An 18,121-nucleotide genomic window follows, 5' to 3' on the forward strand; every position below is an offset into this window, starting at 1 on the left:
AGCCCCTTAGCCTCAAGCAGGTGGCGTTGTCGCAAATCGTTTATCCAACAGATCAATGTCCATAATGAGTTGCTGGTAGACCACATCGTTGATCTGGCTTCTCGCCAGCAATTCACCAGCCGTGCGCCGTTCTATATCGCGCGCAGCGCGTGATATCTCGAGATAGCGGTGTGCCTGGGTAATCACCTCTTGTTTCGCCGTGTCCTGCGCATCTGTTAGGAGCGCGAGTCTGCGCTTGTAGTTCCTTTCCACAGCTTCGTAGACTTCCTTCTCGCGTGGCTTTTGCTCCTTTTCACGCTGCAGATATTCAAGCGCATTGTGAATCATCTTCTTCTGGGCAAATTGCTCTTCCGGATCTTCTTTTTCTCCCTGCGCGAGCCCCAGTTTGCGGATAACGAACGGGAACGAAAGCCCCTGGATGACAAGCGTTACCAGAATCACGCAGAAAGTGAAGAAGATGATGATATTGCGTGCCGGAAATGGAGCGCCATTCCGCAGCGTTTCTGGTAGAGATACGGCAGCTGCCAGCGCGATGGCTCCACGCATGCCACCCCATCCGACAACGAAAGCATAGCGCCTGTCCACTGGACTCATCTTGATACCTGAGTGGATCTGTCGGAGCTTTTGCCCCACCCATGCTCCGGGAAGAACCCAGAGAAAACGCAGTGCAATCACAATCAGGCTCACAATCAGTCCGCCCGCAATCAATTGACCTATTCTCAAGCCTTCAATGCCCGCCAGCACAATGGAGATCTGCAGCCCAAGCAGTAGGAAGACGACGCCATTGAGAACGAAGTCCACCGTATTCCATACCGCACGTGATTCGAGACGAGCGCCAAGGGAAAGCAGTTGGGCTCTCCGGTGGCCAAGGTACAAGCCACAGGCAACGGTCGCCATTACGCCCGAAGTGTGCAACCGTTCCGCCAACAGGTAGACGATGTAAGGCGTCATCAGCGTCATCGTCAGCTCAATTTGTGTTGCCTCGATACGCAGAATCAGCCGCGAGTGAACCCACGCAATCGCGAGCCCGATCAACAATCCGCCAATTGAGAGATAGAGCAACTCGCCTACAGCCGCACGAAATGAAGGTCCGTGACCATTCAGAATGATGTTCACCGTAAAGCTAAGAGCAAGCAGGCCACTGGCATCGTTGATAAGGCTCTCGGCTTCTAGAATGTGCACGATGCGCTGCGGCAGGCCAAGCTTCTGGGCAATGCTGCTCGCAGCAAGCGCGTCTGTCGTGGAAACAACAGCGCCCAGCACCAGGCCTGCCTGCAACGTAAGTTGCCGGAACAGCAAGTGAGTAACAACTCCAACGCCGATCACCGTAAATGCCACCAGCCCGAATGCAAGCGACAGGATGATGAAGCTGTTCTCCCTGAAATCGCGCCAGGAGGAGTTGTGCGCAGCCGCAAAGACCAGAGGCGGCAGGACCACCAGGAAAACAAAATCAGGCCGCAGAGCGATATCCGGCACCGGGGGCAGGAAGCTAAGCACAAATCCGCCCAGCACAAACACTATCGGATATGGCTGCCCGATTCGTCGCGCCAGTACAGCCAGGCCGACCACAAAGAGCAGCAACAGCAGCATCAACAGTTCGAGGTGATGGATGTTAACCGTCATTGAGACTCAAACTATCAAATCCGTCTTCAGATAGCTGCACGCTTGCAGCGATCTACTTGAGCATCGCGCGCAAAGTATTCTCCAGCTGGGACGTAATTTCATCTGCTTGTAAACCCTTATCGATTTGCATCGATCGCCCCACACGAATTGATAACTTGCCTGAGCGGAACCATCGCTTTCTGCTCTGCTTCAATTCGCCAAGACCAAGCAGCGCCACGGGCACAACTTCAGCATCGGATTCTTGTACCAGCAACCCGATGCCCGGTCGAAAATGAGCCAGAAGCCCGCCGGAACGATGTCCCTCCGGAAAAATCATAATGTTATATCCGCGATCGAGAGCCTTGCCCATGTGAGCAAAGCTATCGCGAAATCCGATGCTGCTTGGAAGCGGGAACACATTAAACAGCCCAGTGATTAGCCAATAAGCGACTGGAAAGAGTCCATTCAAGAACCATGATCCCTGCCCGCGAGCATGGCGAAAATCATCCAGTATCTCAGCCGCCATAGCAACCGCGACGCGCCGGCGCACTTTGCCCGGCAGAGCATACAACACCAGCGCCGCATCATACGCAGTGATGTGATTGGCGATGATAAGAAATGGCGCATCCGGCCATGTCATATTCGGAAGCCGCTCAACCTTAGGGCTGGCAAGAAACCAGACCAGAGGCCGCAAGGCGCATTCCAGGAAAACAATACGCGCGGCCCTCATGGGCAATGACCACGGCCAACGTGGATAAACCGCTCGCTCACACGTCGTATTACTCTCACTGGCGACAGCAGGTGATGTGACACCTGGCTCCATCTCGGCCGCAGCACCTCTCAATCCCAGGCTCCGTCGCAAATCGCCAAGCGTCTCTATGCGCGCCATGGTTGCATCGTCAAGTGCGACTCCCATGCGACGTTCCAGCTCACCCTGCAGTTGCACCCGGCCCAGGCTATCGAGATGCAGGTCTTCATCAAGACGGGCCTCGTCGCCAGCCGTTGCGGTAGGCAAGCGCGCTATATTCGAAATCAAGTCAGCGAGCGCATCGTGATTTGTATCGGTAGAAGTTACAGTTGACGCAAAGGCATGCGCTGCTGCCCATTCCGCTACTTTGCCCCGCTGAATCTTGCCGGTTGAAGTCCGTGGAAAATCCAACTCAGGCCAAATCCGCCAGTAGCGAATCCGCTGGTATTCCGAAAGTCCCGCGCTTGCGTGCCGGACTGCCTTTGCCGCTTCCTCCTCCGATCCCCGAAAAAGCAACACCGTCATCGCTTCATTGCCGCTCGGAGTTTCCAGCGGCACGACAACCGAGGCACGCACCCCATCCTGCTTGTCAAGAACAGCCTCAACATCTTCCGGATGAATATTCAAGCCCGAAGAAGTAACGATGACCTGACTCCTTCGACCGAGAAACTGAAGCTGTCCCTGTGCGTCGCTGCGAGCGAGATCGCCTGTTGCCAGCCAGTCGTCAGGGGCTTGCTGCATCTTTCCACGCTGCCATGTCGAGGTAGAAATCATATCGCCGCGGACAAGAATCTCGCCGTCATCGCTGATCCGGACCTCGCGCCCCGGTAGCGGCTTGCCGATTGTTCCCTTGCCGATCTTGAACGGATGATTCAGCGTTACGAGAGCAGTCGTTTCCGTCATGCCATACCCTTGAATCAGCGCAAATCCAATCGTGCTCCAGAAACTTTCAAGATCAGCAGGCAGCGAAGCGCCACCACACACAAAGGCCCAGAACTTCAACCCCAGAAGTCTGTGGACCTTGCGGAAGCGCCACCATCTGCTCCAGACCGATTCACCCTGCGCCTTCTGTATCTGTGTTTTTAGCTCTGGATCATCCGCCAACAAGTGCGATCGCAATAGATCCAATACGCGCGGTACTGCCACGAGAACCGAGATTCGTTCGCTCCGCGTGAGGTCGATCAACCGTTGCGCCTGCAAACGCGATTCGAAATGAACTTCAGCCCCAAGCAGCACCGGAAGCCACAGCCCCATAAACTGCCCGAAGACATGGCTGAGGGGGAGCGTATGCAGAAATCTCAATGGATGAAAGAGCCGTTCATAGCGCAGGTACTTCTGCATCTCCCGTTCAATCGGAGCAACGCTGGCCAGCACGTTTCGGTGGGTATGAACGACGCCTTTCGGTTCCATGGTTGTACCGGATGTGAAGATGACCTGCAGCGGCGTATCCAGACTCAGCGAGCCTTCGCTCGCCTTCCCATCTGGTTCCGGTGGCAGCGCACTCTTAATTTCATCGAGCACAATCTTGGGGACGATCTCCGACAAAGAGCCGACCAACGGTTGATCCCCGACAATGAGTTTTGGAGAAGTCTCAGCGACGACTCGCCTGGCGAAGTCAATCCCGCCGCCTGCATCCAGCGGTACAACTAAAACGCCTCGCAGAACACAACCGAAGAACACGCCTATCCACTCCGCGCTGTTCTGCCCCCAAAGCAACACGCGCTCTCCCATATGGACATCACGCCGCTGCAACTCCGTCGCAAATCGTTCGGCAAGCGAAGCAATGTCTGCATAGCTTGCACGCAACCGGCGATTGCCACGATACGTAACAATCGCAGTAGCATTTCCTAGTCGGCGAAAATCATCGACGAGTGTGGCGAGGTGCGGGCGCATGCTAGCTCCGAGCGAAGTCGATGTATCCCCGTTCGGGATCGGTATGTACAAGTGTTACATTCAGCTTGTCACCGACATCCACGCCCTTCTGCCCCCGAACCAGCATGCCTTCTACGTGCGGATGGGTAGTTCTCACGAAAGAGCCGTGCTCGTTGACACCTGTAACGATTGCTGTAAATGATTGCCCGATGCGGCTTCGCATCACAACCGCAGCAATGCGCTTTCCCATCTCACGCTCCACTTTGCGCGCGGCATCTTCCTGTTTTGTACATTGCTGCGCGATCGCAGCAAGCTCGTCATCGGAATAGGGTGAGCGCCGCTTCGCGAGCATCGCCTTGATCAGGCGTTGCGTTACCAGATCCGCATAGCGACGGTTCGGTGCCGTTGAATGCGTGTAATCCTGAACAGCGAGTCCGAAGTGTCCCGGCGCAGTTTCGCCAACCCGCTCCAGCACATATTCACCCGAGCCGAGCAGCTTCACCACCGTCAGCGACAAATCCGGAAAGTGATCTGGATCAACGGCACGGCGGTCGCAAAGGAAATCCTGCAGAGCCTTGGAGTCAGGCTCGCCCGGGAGCTTCGTACCGAATTGCGCAGCCACCTCCACAATGCGGTCCCAGCGCTTCGGCGTCTTCACCACGCGTCGAATCGAAGAGAACCCTGCCCGCTCAAGGCTCCGGGCGACCACTTCATTGGCCGCAATCATGAAGTCTTCAATCAGATCGTTGGCCGGCGTCTTCTGTTGTGTCTCAATATCGACAGGCTTTCCGTCCGTCATCAACGGATGGGTTTCTATCGTTTGAAGATTGAGCGCTCCGCGGCGATAGCGTTCCTTCCGTAGCACCTGGGCAACGCGATTCTGCAGCAAGAGCTGTTTCTGCAGTTCACTTGAACTCGCCACTTTCGGCGGGGCGTTGCTGCCGGAATTCAGCCAGGCTCCAACCGATGGATAAGCAAGCTGCGCATGATTTCTTACGGAAGCCCGATAGATATTGTGTTCGCCAACGCAGCCTTCGCCATCCACGGAAAATTCGTACACAACCCCCAATCGCTCCTGGTCTTCAAGAAGGGAAGTGAGACCGGTCGAAAGCTCATCCGGCAGCATGGAAAAGTTATGCACGCCGGTGTAGACAGTCGTTGTCTGGTCAGAGGCATGCTTATCGATGGCCGAACCTGCCGGTACAAATGCATCCACATCCGCAATCGCAATCTGGATGCGAACAGGCCCATCTTCCGCCTCTTGCGCGAACTCAATCTGATCGAGATCTCGCGAAGTATCGTTATCAATCGATGACCACAGCAACTGACGGAGATCCCGCGCAGCTTGCGGATGGTGATCTGGCGCGTGTGACTCCAGTGACTGAAGCTCCTTTCGAACCGCAGCGGAAAAATCTGGATGAAAACCGTGCTCCAGCATGGACTGGCGCGCCAAAGCCTGCAAGTTGACCTGATGGTTATCGTTCATGAACTCCAGTCCAAGGTACAGACATCAGATGCGTTTTCGCAAAACTAGGGTGGGACTGCTGGCATCGTCTTGTCCAGGTTCGGCTTCCAACTAAGTCATGCCGTTGCCCAAGATCAAACTGCACGTGGCATCCGATGACGCCTCCGCCTCCGTGCAACGTGATCTGGATCGCCCCACCGCGTCCGAAATCTATCAGCAGGTCGCCAAGAACGCGAAACGCGAACTCTCGCGGACCAATCTCGCCCTGGCAGTTTCAGGAATCGTCGGAGGGCTCACAATGGGGCTAACGGGTCTCAGCGTCGCTCTCGTAAGGGCGCAGCTTGGCGCCGGCTCCGTCGCTCAATTCATAGCCACCTGCTTCTATCCGATGGGATTTATGGCCGTCATCTTAGGACGTGGTCAGCTCTTCACGGAAAACACATTGTATCCGGTCGCGCTCATGCTCACCGAGCGCCGCCACTTCTGGAGCACCATGCGGTTGTGGAGCGTTGTATTTTCCGCGAACGTAATTGGCGCGCTGCTATTTGCCATGTTGGCTGTGCGAACGGGCGCATTGCGAAGTGAATACGCTGACGCTCTGGCGCAACTTGGCGTCGAAGCCGCGCGTTATCCGGCAAGCCACATTTTCTGGAGCGGCGTTGTCGGTGGATGGATCATCGCCATGGTTGCGTGGCTTGTTAGCGGCAGCCACTCCATTACAGGTTCGGTCATGCTCATCTGGACCCTTACTTTTGTCGTGGGTCTCGGACATTTCGCACACTGCATCGCCGCCAGCGGCGAGATTCTTGCAGCAGTGCTGCATGGGCAGCTAAACGCGTCGCGCTACTTCCTCTGGCTTGGCCCAGCCGTGCTCGGCAACATCACAGGAGGCGTGCTGCTCGTGACTCTGCTTGAGTACGGCCAGGTCAACCTGGAGTAAGGAATTACGCCGTCTTTCCCTGGCGTTCTTTCAGTTCACGCAGCAGACCTTCAATCTGCTCCTCACGTTCCAGCGCAGCCAGGCGGTCTTCGAGCGTGTCGCCGCCAAGCAGTTCATTGTTGGCCGCATTCTCTGATTCCGCACCCGCTACACGAAGTCGCATGCGGTCGATCCCGGTGGCATTGCCACGGCCATTTTGCCCTTCGACTATCTTCTGCCGCACCTGATTTGCCCTGTTGACGACACGAGCACGCCGATGCTGCGCAATCAGCATTTCGCATCGGCTGCGCGTCTCCGTCAGCTTCTGCTCCAGCTTTCGCAACGCAGTGCGCAGAGAATCGGCTTCGGTCGATTGATCTTCAATCTGTTGAGCGAAGCCGTGAGCCATCTGTTCATGACTCAAGGCGCGTTCAAGAGCCGCGCGGGCAAGGTCGTCCTTGCTCTTGCTCACCGCCAGTTCGGCTTTCTTGTGCCACTCCTCGGCAGATTCGTCATGCTCTTTCTTCTTCTTTTCCAGCAGATGTTGGTCGGCAATAGCAATTGCCACCTGAGTCTTCACCTGAAGCAGCTGGTTCTCCATATCGAGCACGAGTTGCTTCAACATCTTCTCCGGATCTTCCGCTTTATCGATCAGGTCATTTACATTCGCGCGCAGCAAAGCTGAAACGCGTTCCAGGAGTGCCATATCTTCCTCCTTATTTGAAAAAGTAAGTGGGCGGAGTTCGGGGTCCCCATCGATAGGTCTTCGTCGATGGGGTGAGAAGCCTGTGAGCTCCGCCCGGATTCAAAGCGTTACTTGCCATCGACTGTCGCCGACCCGTTCGGGCGCGTACGCATGCTCTTCACGTTGCTCATCAGTTCATGCATGTCCATGCCCGAAAGGGCCTCAAACAGCGCCGGCACCTGGGCGGCAATCTTCGTAATGTCGCCCGTAAGTTTGTTCACCCCCGCCGCAGGCTCATTTCCGGTAGATACGATCGTGATCTTGTCTACCTTCGCCAGAGGCTCAGACATCGCCCGCACCACGTCAGCCATATTGCTGATCAGCCGGTCGACCACCGCAGCCTGGTTCCAGTCCTGGTAAGCCTCGGCCTTCACGTTCATTGCCTTGGCCTCAGCCTCACCCTTCTGGAAGATGACCGCAGCCTCAGCTTCGCCTTGTGCGCGAATCGCAGAAGCCCTGCCCTCAGCCTCGATCGTCAGGCGAGATTTCTCAGCAGAGGCAAGATTCTCAACTCGCTGGCGTTCAATCTCCGCCTGCTTCAACACGGTCGCGATCAGCTCCTTCTCATGGCGCAAAATCTCAGCTTCCTGCACCTTGATCTGCTGCTCTTTCTCCACCTGCTCAACCTTCACCTGCTCGGCGATGACTTGCTGCTGCATGACATTGGTCTGCAACTCATAGGCCTTGTCCGCCTGCGCCTGCTGCTTGCGGCTTTGCTCAGAAAACTGCGCTTTCTGGATGTCGAGATTGCGTTGAGCCTCTGCCTGCTTGGCGAGCGATGCAGTTTCTGCAATCACGCGCTCCTGGTCGGCAGCAGCTTTGGCAATCGCCGCTTCACGCAGGGCATTCGCTCTCCGAATCGCCGTGTCGCGTTCTGCTTCCGCCGCGGCCACATCAGCGTCGCGGCGAATACGGACAATGTCAGGACGTCCCATGTTGGTGATGTATTCGTTCTTGTCGCGAACTTCCTTGATCGTGAACGACACAACTTCGAGGCCCATCTTGCTTATGTCGTCGGCGCAGGTCGAGCGCATGCGGTCTCCCACCATCTCCGGCTCTTTTACGATCTGCTCGACCGTAAGCTGGCCGATGATTCCGCGCAGGTGGCCTTCCATCACCAGGCGAATCAAGCCCTCGCGCTGCGGTGGCGTCTTGGTCAAAAACTGCTCCGCGGCGGTAAGAATCGATTCCTGATCGGATCGCACCTTAATCTGCGCAACAGCTTCGACCGTGACCGCCACGCCTTGCTTGGTATAGAGATCCTGTTGCGGAGCCACATCGAACGACATCAGTTCCAATGAAAGCTCGCGGCAGTTCTCGACCATCGGAAAGATAACCGTTCCGTGACCCTTGATCACGCGCGGTCCGCGAAATCCGTAGACAATGAGCGCCTCGTTCGGACCGGCCTTGCGAAACATCTTCGCCAGCAGGCCCGTCAAAACGATGATCGCCAATAAACTCAACCCAACAATGATGATGACTGTGTTTGTCATAGTGATCCCAGTCCTTTCCACTGGGAAAACCGTGTTAGTTAAGCATTCAAACCACGCCTCTGGGCCTTACCTGAAATCGCCTGCAACTTCATCCCAGCGGCGCACCCAGGCGATGCCCTGCTCATAGCGCATCACCACTACTTCCGTATCGCGGGGGATTGGTAATCCGTTTTCGCTGCGCGCAGCGGCAAACCGCCGCGCTCCATTCTGCGAGAACAGAATCTCGCCGGTGCCGTGATCGCGGATCGCCCCGCTCACGCGGCCCACCATGCCGATCGTCGCCGTCTCCTCTGCCGTTAGCGCGTGCTCATGCGGCGCCAACACATGCGCCATGAACCAGAACAGCACCGACGCACCCGCAATTCCAGCAACCGTAGACAGCAGCAGTACCATCGGGACAACAAACCCGCCGTACCGCTCCAGCAGATAGCCGGCTCCGCCAAACCAGCAGAGGAAGATCACCAGCGTGAATCCGTTGATCGGACTGACAGCGTTTTGATTCACGCCATGACCGGTTCCTGCATGCACATGCCCTGCCTTGCCGAGATGGTTCAGATGCATGTGGCCGATGTGAAAATGCGAGAAGCCGCCTACGAATGCAATCGCGCTGAGACAAAGGCCCAGGGCAAAGCAAAACAGGTAGAAACCTTCCCACGTCATTTCTGACTCTCCTTTCCGGGCAGCTTTTTCGCCGCCCGTTCCTTGGCGCGGGGCGTCACCACGCGCTCCGGTCGCAGCACCTCCAGCAGCCGTTCCACCAGGCCCGGGGTTTCCATAACGGCTTCCAGCAGCAGGAGGCACTGCCGTGTGTTCTTATGCCGCGCCAGCGCCAGCAACGACTGGCGCAGCGCAGGATCGCGACGGAATCGCTCGGCGCCGCTCACCAGCCACAAATCCAGCTTGTCTTCGAGCGTGCGCGCGTCGCTCAGCAACTCGGGGTGGTAGCCATCCGGATCGTCCACCAGGTAGCCCGGATGCACCTTGAAGAACTTTGCCAGCAGTTGCCGCGTTGTGTTCGTCAGGTGCGGACGCGCGCCGCTCTCGATCTGCGACAGGTACGACTGGCTCATCGAAGTCCCAAGTTCTGCACGAATCGCCTTCATCAGTTCCTGCTGCGTCATGGCCCGATTCAGACCACGAAGATTGCCTTCCACCTCGCGCAGGTAACGGATTTTCTCGCCGAGCTTCATATCGCAATCCGCAATAACAATATCGCTGATTGCGATATTAAGCAAGAGAAATCGGCAGGCCTTCTGTGAACACCCGGTAACTGGCTGAAAAAACGGAGGTTATTGCAAGAGTTTTTTGACTCGCTCGATCAATCCCAGGGCATCGATCGGCGCGCGCGCTTTGACGTCGTTATCGAAATAGGCATACACATCGCGCTTGCTGGCTGCGCTTGGTGGAATGGAACTGATCTCCGCATCATCGGAAGATTCACCGCCGCGCGCCCAGGTCGCGATGCGCGCAGCCCATTCATCCAAAGCATCGTCACTATAGCCGCTGGCGTAGAGTTCCTCCGAGCCATGCAATCGGCAATACACAAAATCAGAGGTCACATCGAAAATGCGTGGCCACTCCACGGCATCCGCACATACGATCGCGACTTCATACTTACGCAACAACTCAATAAATTCAGGCGTGGCAAAACTCTTGTGGCGAATCTCGATCGCATGACGAAGCTTTTCTTTAGCAATGGCTTCAGTCACAGCTCGATCTTTCATCCACGGATCGTGACTCTTCGCCATCATGGCTGCCTGCATCGTGTCTCGCGGCAACAGCGCGCAGAACGCTTTCATCACATCGCGATCAAACTTGAAACTCGGCGGCAGCTGCCAGAGAATCGGCCCGAGTTTCTCGCCGAGATTCAACAAACCCGAAGCGAAAAAATTCGCTAGCGGAACCTCAACATCTCGCAGCTTCCGGTCATGCGTGATAAAGCGAGTCGCTTTGACGAAAACACGAAATCGTCAGGCGTTTCTGCTGCCCATCGCGCAAAGGAAGCGGGCCGTTGCAGCGAATAGAAGGTCCCGTTGATTTCAATCGACGGAAATTTCCCGGCAGCGAATCGAAGCTCCTCTTTCTGCGGAAGCCGTTCCGGATAGAAGACACCGCGCCACCGTTCGTAGGTCCATCCTGAAATGCCGATGCGAACCGTGCCGTGCATTTCCCCTGCTATGCCAATCGTCATGCTATGGTTGCCCCGCAGATCACTATTTCTTTTTGTAACTGCGGACATACTAAAACATGCCCACACCGCATCTGAAGAAGACGTACGAAGCACGTTCTCTTCTGAGGAGCAGAAATATGAACAGGAGCAAGAGGTACAAATTCCTAACCGGCTCGGTTGCGATTCTGGCGGGTGCCTTGGTAGTTTCCGGTTGCAACAACAAACCCACGCATCCGGATGAGAAGTCGGCCGTGACGAATGCGCTCGGTTCCAACAGTCTCAGCAGCGTTAGCGTTTCACAAGATCAGGACAAAGGCGTAATGACGCTCACCGGCGACGTTGCGTCCGCGGATCAGAAGTCGCAGGCTGAGGCTCTCGTAAAACAAGCCGCTCCGGACTACACAGTCGCCAACGAGATTGGTGTACGGCCCAGCGGTGCAGAGAGCCAGGCGAAGGCAGTCGACTCCAATCTGGATAGCGCAATCGAAGACAACTTCAAGGCGTCGTTAAAAGCCAACAAACATCTTGACGACCAGAGCATCGACTATTCCGCAAAGAACGGAACCCTCCTTCTGAAAGGCAGCGTAAAGACGGCTGCTCAGAAGACTGAAGCAGGCAAGCTGGCAAAGGAAGTCCCCAATGTCCAGCAGGTAGTCAATGAAATTGAGGTTAAGCCGGGCAAACACTCGACTACACAGTCGTAAGCTGTAAGCCACGGCGCGGGAGCCTTCATGGCTCCCGCTTTGTTTTTTGATCGCTCCTTTCCCTCCTGTAGCATCAGAAGCAGGCAAGAAAACCTTCATCACAGGACGCGACATGCGCCGCTTACAGGGGCACACTGCGATCGTTACAGGAGCAGGCTCAGGCATAGGGCAGGGCATCGCGAAACGCTTTGCCGCAGAAGGCGCGAACATCGTAATCAACTACATTGCTCCCCTTGAGGGCGCGCAGAGCACATTGCATATGGTCGAGGCTGCTGGCTCTCAAGGCCTTATCGTGAAGGCCGATGTGTCGAAGCCGAACGAAATCGAGCGGCTGATCAACCAGGCATGGGCAGGATTCGGCTCAGTCAACATCCTCATCAACAATGCTGGCATCGGATTCGAGCCAGCATTTCTGGAAGCGAAAGAAGAAGATTTCTACCGCGTCATCGACGTAAACCTCAAAGCGCCCTTCTTCGTCACCCAGGCGTTCGCTCGCAAGCTGTCTGCCGAGAAAAAGCCTGGTCGCGTCGTCAATATCAGTTCCATCCATGAAGACATCGTCCTCCCCGGCCACACTTCGTACTGTGCCAGCAAAGGCGGCCTGCGCATGTTGATGCGCAATCTGGCCGTTGAACTGGCCGCGCTCGGAATCACCGTCAATAACATTGCTCCTGGAGCAATCGACACGCCGATGAGCAGGCCGCTTCTCGAAAACAAACCAAGACGCGATACTCTGCTCACGCAACTTCCCCTCAATCGCATCGGCACTACGGAGGACGTAGCCGCTCTTGCACTGTTCCTCGCTTCCGACGAAGCAAGCTACGTCACCGGAGCCACCTACTATATAGATGGCGGCCTCTCGGCCTACTACAACGAATAAATACGGGGAAGAAACCAACGATGCACCCATTCAGAGTGTGGGCGCCAAAAGCGAAAACTGTCGGCGTCAAGATCGGGAACACGGTTCACAACATGGAGAAGGCCGCTGGCGGATGGTGGCAAGCTGACGTCGGTGGCGCAAGCGCAGGAACCGACTATGCCTTCGTCATCGGCGGCAACGAACCTGCTATCCCCGATCCGCGATCAGCCTGGCAGCCACGGGGAGTGCACGGTCCATCCCGCATCGTCGATCATGCATCTTTCGCCTGGAGCGACGATTCATGGCAGCCGGTGCCGTTATCCAGCGCCATCATCTACGAATTGCACATCGGCACCTTTACGCCTAAGGGCACATTCGATGTCGCGCAGCGACATCTCCCGTATCTCAAAGACCTCGGCATCACGCACGTTGAACTGATGCCCGTCAACGCATTCCCCGGCAAGCATGGCTGGGGATACGACAGTGTCGACCTCTTCGCGCCCCACGAAGCCTATGGTGGACCCGAGGGCCTGAAGCGCTTCGTCAACGCCTGTCACGAACACGGCCTCGCTGTGCTCCTCGATGTGGTCTACAACCACCTCGGCCCATCAGGAAATTACCTGGCCAAATTCGGCCCCTACTTCACGCATCTGCACAACACGCCCTGGGGAGACGCCGTGAATCTCGAAGACGCAGGCAGCTATGAAGTGCGCCGCTTCTTCTGCGACAACGCCATCATGTGGCTCCGCGACTACCACTTCGACGGCCTGCGCCTCGACGCCGTCCACGCCTACATGGACCGCTCCGCCATCCACTTCATGGAGCAGCTATCGACCGAAGTCCGCGCCCTCGAAGCAGAAACCGGCAAACACTACGTAGTCATCGCCGAGAGCGATCTTAACGATCCGCGACTCGTGCGATCCGTCGACGCCGGAGGCTACGGAATGGACGCGCAATGGAGCGACGACTTCCACCACGCGTTGGTCACCGTCCTCACCGGCGACCGCAGCGGCTACTACTCCGACTTCGGCTCCATCGCCGACCTCGCCAAGTCACTCAAATCGGTCTTTGTGTATGACGGAATCTACGCGCCGCATCGCGACCGCATCCACGGCCGGCCCGTCGAAGGCCTTCCCGCATGGCGCTTCCTCGGATACGCGCAGAACCACGATCAAGTCGGCAACCGTGCAAAAGGCGAGCGCATCAGTCATCTCGTGAATCCGCAGCGCGCAAAGATCGCTGCAGCGCTCGTCTTCACCGCGCCCTTTGTCCCCATGCTGTTTCAAGGCGAAGAATGGGCCGCATCGTCGCCTTTCCAATACTTCGCCGCTCACGAAGCAGAATTAGGCCGCCTCGTTTCCGAAGGTCGCAAGAAAGAATTCGCCGCCTTCGGCTGGAACCCCGACGATATCCCCGACTCGCAGGACGAACAAACATTCCTCCGCTCAAAATTAAATTGGGAAGAACAGTCGCAGCCTGTGCACGCCGAAATGCTCGACTGGTACCGCAAGCTCATCGCCCTCCGCAAGTCACATCCCGAACTGACCAACGGTTCACTTGAAGAAACGCAGGTCCAATATAGCGAAGACGAAAAGTGGCTCGCACTCCGCCGCGACACAATCGAAGTCGTCATCAATCTGGGCCCGCATCCACTGCAGCGCCAGGTTCCGTCTACATCGAGCGTGTTGATGACTTCCAACAACCAGGTAACCCTGCAAAACGGATCGCTGATCCTGACACCGGATTCCGTCGCCATCATCGCGCTCTCATAAACACAGCGCAAGGGATGTTGTAGGCTGGTTCTGCCCATGAACACGCTCGAATTTTCAGGTTGGATCTTCTGCAGTTCCATTCTGGCTGGCCTCCTCGGTGCGCTGACGGGCCTCGGCGGTGGCGTCGTCGTCGTTCCGGTGCTCACGGTTCTCTTTCACGTCGATATTCGCTATGCCATCGGCGCTTCCCTGGTGTCCGTCATCGCCACGTCGTCCGGAGCGGCCGCGGCCTATGTCCGCGAAGGCTTTTCCAACGTCCGCATCGGCATGTTCCTTGAGATCGCAACCACGCTCGGCGCGTTGGTTGGAGCCTACCTCACAGGGATCGTTTCCACTCACGCGATCGGAATTATCTTCGGAGCAGTGCTCTTCTACTCTGCATACGAATCATTGCGTACTCACCCCGACGAAACGCATCGCGAACCGAATGCCCTTGCCCTGAAGCTAAATCTGCAAGGCAGCTATCCCACCTCGCATGGACCAGAAAACTACGTAGCACAGAATGTCCCCGGAGGCTTCAGCTTGATGTTTGTCGCCGGAGCCTTGTCCGGCCTCCTCGGCATCGGCTCCGGAGCAGTCAAGGTTCTGGCCATGGATCGCGCCATGCGCCTGCCCTTCAAAGTGTCGACAACCACCAGCAATTTCATGATCGGAGTCACAGCCGCGGCGAGCGCTGGAATTTATCTCAGTCGCGGTTACATATCGCCCGGACTCGCCATGCCGGTGATGCTGGGCGTCCTGATCGGATCGCTTGTGGGTTCACGCCTTCTTGTAAAAGCAAAGGTAAAGACGCTGCGGCTGCTCTTCGCCAGTGTCATCGTCGTGTTAGGCATCGAAATGATCTACAACAGCATGACAGGCAGGCTCTGATGATGAACGATCAGAAAATGGAAATCGCCATCGGCCAGATCCTTCGCGCAGGAGTATTCCTTGCCGCCGCCATTGTCTTCATCGGAGGAGTCCTGTATCTAAATCAGACGCGCGGTCCTCGTCATGACTACGCTACATTTCAGGGAGAGGCGATCGCATTGCGCAGCCCGGTGGGAGTCGTGAAGCAGGCATTCAGCGGAAACAGCTACGCCATCATTCAGCTTGGTCTTCTCGTGCTGATCGCAACGCCCGTCGCCCGCGTCTTATTTGCAGCTTTCGGCTTTTTGCTCGAGAAAGACCGGCTCTACGTTGTCGTCAGTCTCCTCGTTTTTGCGGTGCTGATGTATAGCCTCGTCTTCGATCACTGATGTGCGAGCGCGTCTTTCGCCTGCAACGCCAATCTTCTTGATGGGCAATGGTCCGCGCTGCATACCGGCCGGTGGGCCAGCTCATGCAGCAGCAGCTTTCGTGATTCACCCGGCGGCAAGACAGCAAGCACTTCCCGGCGCAGTTCACCAAGATCGTCCAGCCAGGGCCCCAGATCCTCCGGCAGCTGCTCGTCAATTTCCTTGCGCAATCGCTGCGCCAGGGCCGGGCTCTCGCCTTCGGTAGAAATCGCAATCTGCAACCGCCCGCGTCTCACAACTGACGGGAAATAGAAATCGCAGTTCGGCGGATCATCCACCGCGTTGCAGAGAATATTGCGATCCACAGCATCCCTGTAGACAGCCGCATTCACTTCCAGTGAATCAGTCGCTGCCACGACGAGAAACATTCCGTCTAAGTCCGCCGCTGCGTATTCGCGCCGATGCCAGGTGAACAGGCCAACGTTGGCCGAAGCGATCAGATCGGGCTTGGCTTCGGGAGAAACGACGGTGACGTCAGCCCCCGCCGCCAGCAGACTATGGATCTTCGATTCAGCAATTTCACCCGCGCCAACCACCAGGCAGCGGCGATCCTGCAGCTTCAGAAAAATAGGAAAGAGACTCATTCTGCAACTCCATGTGGAACTGGCGCCAGCGGCAAATCTCTCTCGACTGCCTCGATATAGTCGCCAGATAAGCGATTGCGCAGTTCCTCTTCCGTGTGTCGTCCGAAGTAGGTCCGCAGATTATCACCCGGCTCCCGTTCTGCTAGATAAGTCCGCAACAATCGCTCCAATGCAGCCGGAACCTCCGTAGCAGGTACGCGATAACCAACAGGACGCGCTACCGCCGCATGCCTGCCAACCGCGCCGCCCACGCAGAAATAGTAGGCATCTACCAGTTTGCCGTTGTGCTTGATCTTCTTGCCTTCAAGCCCGATATCGGCGATCCAGTGCTGTCCGCACCCGTTCGGACAGCCCGTTACATGCAGTTTCAGCTGTTCATTGAATTGCGGGACGCGTTCTTCGAGTTCGTCCACGAGCCAGCGCGCAAAACCTTTGGTCTCCGTAATCGCAAGCTTGCAGAACTCCGTGCCGGTGCAGGCAATTGCGCCGCGCCAGAAGGTCGAGCCTTCAACCCGCAAGCCAATCTTGTGAATCTCACGCGCCAGCTCTCCCGCTTCTTCAGTCGGCACGTTAACGAAGATCAGATTCTGCATGACCGTTGTGCGCAACTCGCCTGTACCGTAGCGTTCCGCAAGCTCCGCGGCTGCCGCCAACTGATCGCCCGTGAGCCGTCCGCGCAGCACCGATGCGCCCACATAGCTGAATCCACGCTGCCTTTGCCGATGAATGCCCACGTGATCGCGCAGAATGTCTTCCGGTGCATGCTCGTCAACGCCCCGATCAAGCCTGTACCCAAGACGTGATTCCAACTCGCGCAGAAAACTCTCCGCCGTCCATCCCTCACGCATGAAGAGATACTTCAGCCGCGCCCGATCCCGGCTCTCGCGCAATCCTTGCTGATCGCGGAAAATCTCCGTCACTCTTCGTGCCACATCCAGCGCTTGTTCCGGCTTGATAAACGCGTCGAGCCTTATCGCCAGATGCGGTTCATTGGAAAGGCCACCACCCACGCGCAGCGAATACCCAACCTCGTTGCCGCGACGAACTCCTGTCAGCGCAACGTCATTAATTTCAGGATAGTTGCACCACACCGAGCAGCCGGAAACGGACATCTTGAACTTGCGCGGCAGATTATAAAACTCAGGATTTGCCGTGAGTTGATGCGCAACTTCTACCGCGAGTGGGGAAGCATCCAGAATCTCATCGTGCGCAATTCCCGCCAGCGGGCAGCCGGTAACATTACGCACCACGTCACCGCAAGCGCCCTTTGGTGAAAGCCCGACCACAGTCAGCTGGTCCACAATTTCCGGCAGCGATTCAATCGTCAGCCAATGCAGTTGAATATTCTGCCGGACAGTGATATCGGCCAGGTTCCGCGCATGCTTTTTCGTAATGTCGGCAATTACGCGCAGTTGATCGGAACGCAGAATCCCGTTCGGAATGCCGACGCGCATCATGAAGTACTCGGTGGCCAGACCTTCGCCGCCTTTGCCGCCCACGGCGCCCACGCCATCGCCCTGCGTGTACACGCCCCACCACTTGAAGTAGGCTGAAGCCCACTCCGGCACCACGCTCGCCCGTCCCTGGCGGGCAAACTCGCGCACTTCGTTGAACGCCTCCCACGGATTCTTCTCGCGCTTCAGGCGTTCTATCTTCTGTGCTTTGGTTTCTTTTGGTGCAGCAGTGTCGGTCATCGCGTTTCCCTGTTCTGGAGAAATAAAAAACCCGCGTCAGTCTGAGCTGATACGCGGGCTTTATGTGAAACCTGAAACTTAGCTGTTAGCTGAGGTCATTCACTCAAAGTCCGGCGCACGCAGATACAACATCCGCAACAGAGCACCGGAATAGTCGAGTGAGACATAGATAAAGGGTAGCGGTTTGGCAGAGCCGAGTCAAGAAGAGACTGCCTCT

The 18,121-nt window shown here is 56.6% G+C and carries 15 protein-coding genes and 1 pseudogene; 6 read left to right on the forward strand and 10 right to left on the reverse strand.

Features of this window, described 5'->3' with window-relative positions; genetic code table 11:
- Positions 1 to 12: 12 nt before the first annotated feature.
- The 3 genes from H7849_RS25595 to H7849_RS25605 are packed head-to-tail and all read right to left on the reverse strand — an operon-like array spanning position 13 to position 5,708.
- Complete coding sequence (locus tag H7849_RS25595) at positions 13 to 1,623, reverse strand: Na+/H+ antiporter (RefSeq protein ID WP_186743269.1); 1,611 nt, start codon at positions 1,621 to 1,623, stop codon at positions 13 to 15.
- A 52-nt stretch (positions 1,624 to 1,675) separates the two neighbouring features.
- A complete protein-coding gene (locus H7849_RS25600; RefSeq protein WP_186743270.1) occupies positions 1,676 to 4,243 on the reverse strand; it encodes an AMP-binding protein in 2,568 nt (855 codons plus the stop codon).
- 1 nt (position 4,244) lies between these two features.
- A complete protein-coding gene (locus H7849_RS25605) occupies positions 4,245 to 5,708 on the reverse strand; it encodes an RNB domain-containing ribonuclease (RefSeq protein WP_186743271.1) in 1,464 nt (487 codons plus the stop codon).
- 97 nt (positions 5,709 to 5,805) lie between these two features.
- Here H7849_RS25605 and H7849_RS25610 point away from each other — a divergent pair, with 97 nt between their 5' ends.
- Positions 5,806 to 6,627, forward strand: a complete 822-nt coding sequence (locus H7849_RS25610) for a formate/nitrite transporter family protein (RefSeq protein ID WP_186743272.1) — start codon at positions 5,806 to 5,808, stop codon at positions 6,625 to 6,627.
- A gap of 4 nt (positions 6,628 to 6,631) precedes the next feature.
- Here H7849_RS25610 and H7849_RS25615 read toward each other — a convergent pair whose 3' ends face one another.
- From H7849_RS25615 to H7849_RS25635, 5 genes and pseudogenes are all read right to left on the reverse strand, one after another.
- Complete coding sequence (locus H7849_RS25615) at positions 6,632 to 7,312, reverse strand: PspA/IM30 family protein (RefSeq protein ID WP_186743273.1); 681 nt, start codon at positions 7,310 to 7,312, stop codon at positions 6,632 to 6,634.
- A 107-nt stretch (positions 7,313 to 7,419) separates the two neighbouring features.
- Positions 7,420 to 8,844 carry a flotillin family protein gene (locus tag H7849_RS25620; protein WP_186743274.1) on the reverse strand — a complete coding sequence of 475 codons (1,425 nt, stop codon included), beginning with the start codon at positions 8,842 to 8,844 and terminating at the stop codon, positions 7,420 to 7,422.
- A gap of 66 nt (positions 8,845 to 8,910) precedes the next feature.
- Positions 8,911 to 9,504: an NfeD family protein gene (locus tag H7849_RS25625; RefSeq protein WP_186743275.1), complete on the reverse strand. Its 594-nt coding sequence runs from the start codon at positions 9,502 to 9,504 to the stop codon at positions 8,911 to 8,913.
- Entirely contained in the window at positions 9,501 to 10,079 is a 579-nt protein-coding gene (locus H7849_RS25630; protein ID WP_251106491.1) for a helix-turn-helix domain-containing protein, read from the reverse strand. The genes H7849_RS25625 and H7849_RS25630 overlap by 4 nt, the downstream gene beginning before the upstream one ends.
- Before the next feature lie 54 nt (positions 10,080 to 10,133).
- Positions 10,134 to 11,083 (reverse strand): annotated as a pseudogene (locus H7849_RS25635) (DUF72 domain-containing protein).
- A 68-nt stretch (positions 11,084 to 11,151) separates the two neighbouring features.
- On the opposite strand from H7849_RS25635, the gene H7849_RS25640 reads away from it, so the two are divergent.
- From H7849_RS25640 to H7849_RS25660, 5 genes are all read left to right on the forward strand, one after another.
- Positions 11,152 to 11,718, forward strand: a complete 567-nt coding sequence (locus H7849_RS25640; protein WP_186743276.1) for a BON domain-containing protein — start codon at positions 11,152 to 11,154, stop codon at positions 11,716 to 11,718.
- 112 nt (positions 11,719 to 11,830) lie between these two features.
- Positions 11,831 to 12,598, forward strand: coding sequence for an SDR family NAD(P)-dependent oxidoreductase (locus tag H7849_RS25645; RefSeq protein ID WP_186743277.1), 768 nt, complete (start codon positions 11,831 to 11,833; stop codon positions 12,596 to 12,598).
- Positions 12,599 to 12,618: 20 nt separating this feature from the next.
- On the forward strand, positions 12,619 to 14,349 hold the full coding sequence (gene treZ / locus H7849_RS25650) for a malto-oligosyltrehalose trehalohydrolase (RefSeq protein WP_186743278.1): 1,731 nt from the start codon (positions 12,619 to 12,621) through the stop codon (positions 14,347 to 14,349).
- Between the two features lie 36 nt (positions 14,350 to 14,385).
- Positions 14,386 to 15,219, forward strand: a complete 834-nt coding sequence (locus H7849_RS25655; RefSeq protein ID WP_186743279.1) for a sulfite exporter TauE/SafE family protein — start codon at positions 14,386 to 14,388, stop codon at positions 15,217 to 15,219.
- Complete coding sequence (locus H7849_RS25660; protein ID WP_251106493.1) at positions 15,219 to 15,587, forward strand: DUF1634 domain-containing protein; 369 nt, start codon at positions 15,219 to 15,221, stop codon at positions 15,585 to 15,587. Before H7849_RS25655 ends, H7849_RS25660 begins: the two co-directional genes overlap by 1 nt.
- On the opposite strand, the gene H7849_RS25665 is transcribed toward H7849_RS25660, so the two are convergent.
- Together H7849_RS25665 and H7849_RS25670 are read right to left on the reverse strand one after the other, a co-directional pair.
- Positions 15,581 to 16,210 carry a precorrin-2 dehydrogenase/sirohydrochlorin ferrochelatase family protein gene (locus H7849_RS25665; protein ID WP_186743280.1) on the reverse strand — a complete coding sequence of 210 codons (630 nt, stop codon included), beginning with the start codon at positions 16,208 to 16,210 and terminating at the stop codon, positions 15,581 to 15,583. The two genes, H7849_RS25660 and H7849_RS25665, sit on opposite strands and share 7 nt — an antisense overlap.
- Complete coding sequence (locus H7849_RS25670; protein WP_186743281.1) at positions 16,207 to 17,904, reverse strand: nitrite/sulfite reductase; 1,698 nt, start codon at positions 17,902 to 17,904, stop codon at positions 16,207 to 16,209. The genes H7849_RS25665 and H7849_RS25670 overlap by 4 nt, the downstream gene beginning before the upstream one ends.
- Positions 17,905 to 18,121 lie beyond the last annotated feature (217 nt).

The sequence above is a fragment of the Alloacidobacterium dinghuense genome (assembly GCF_014274465.1).
Taxonomy (GTDB): domain Bacteria; phylum Acidobacteriota; class Terriglobia; order Terriglobales; family Acidobacteriaceae; genus Alloacidobacterium; species Alloacidobacterium dinghuense.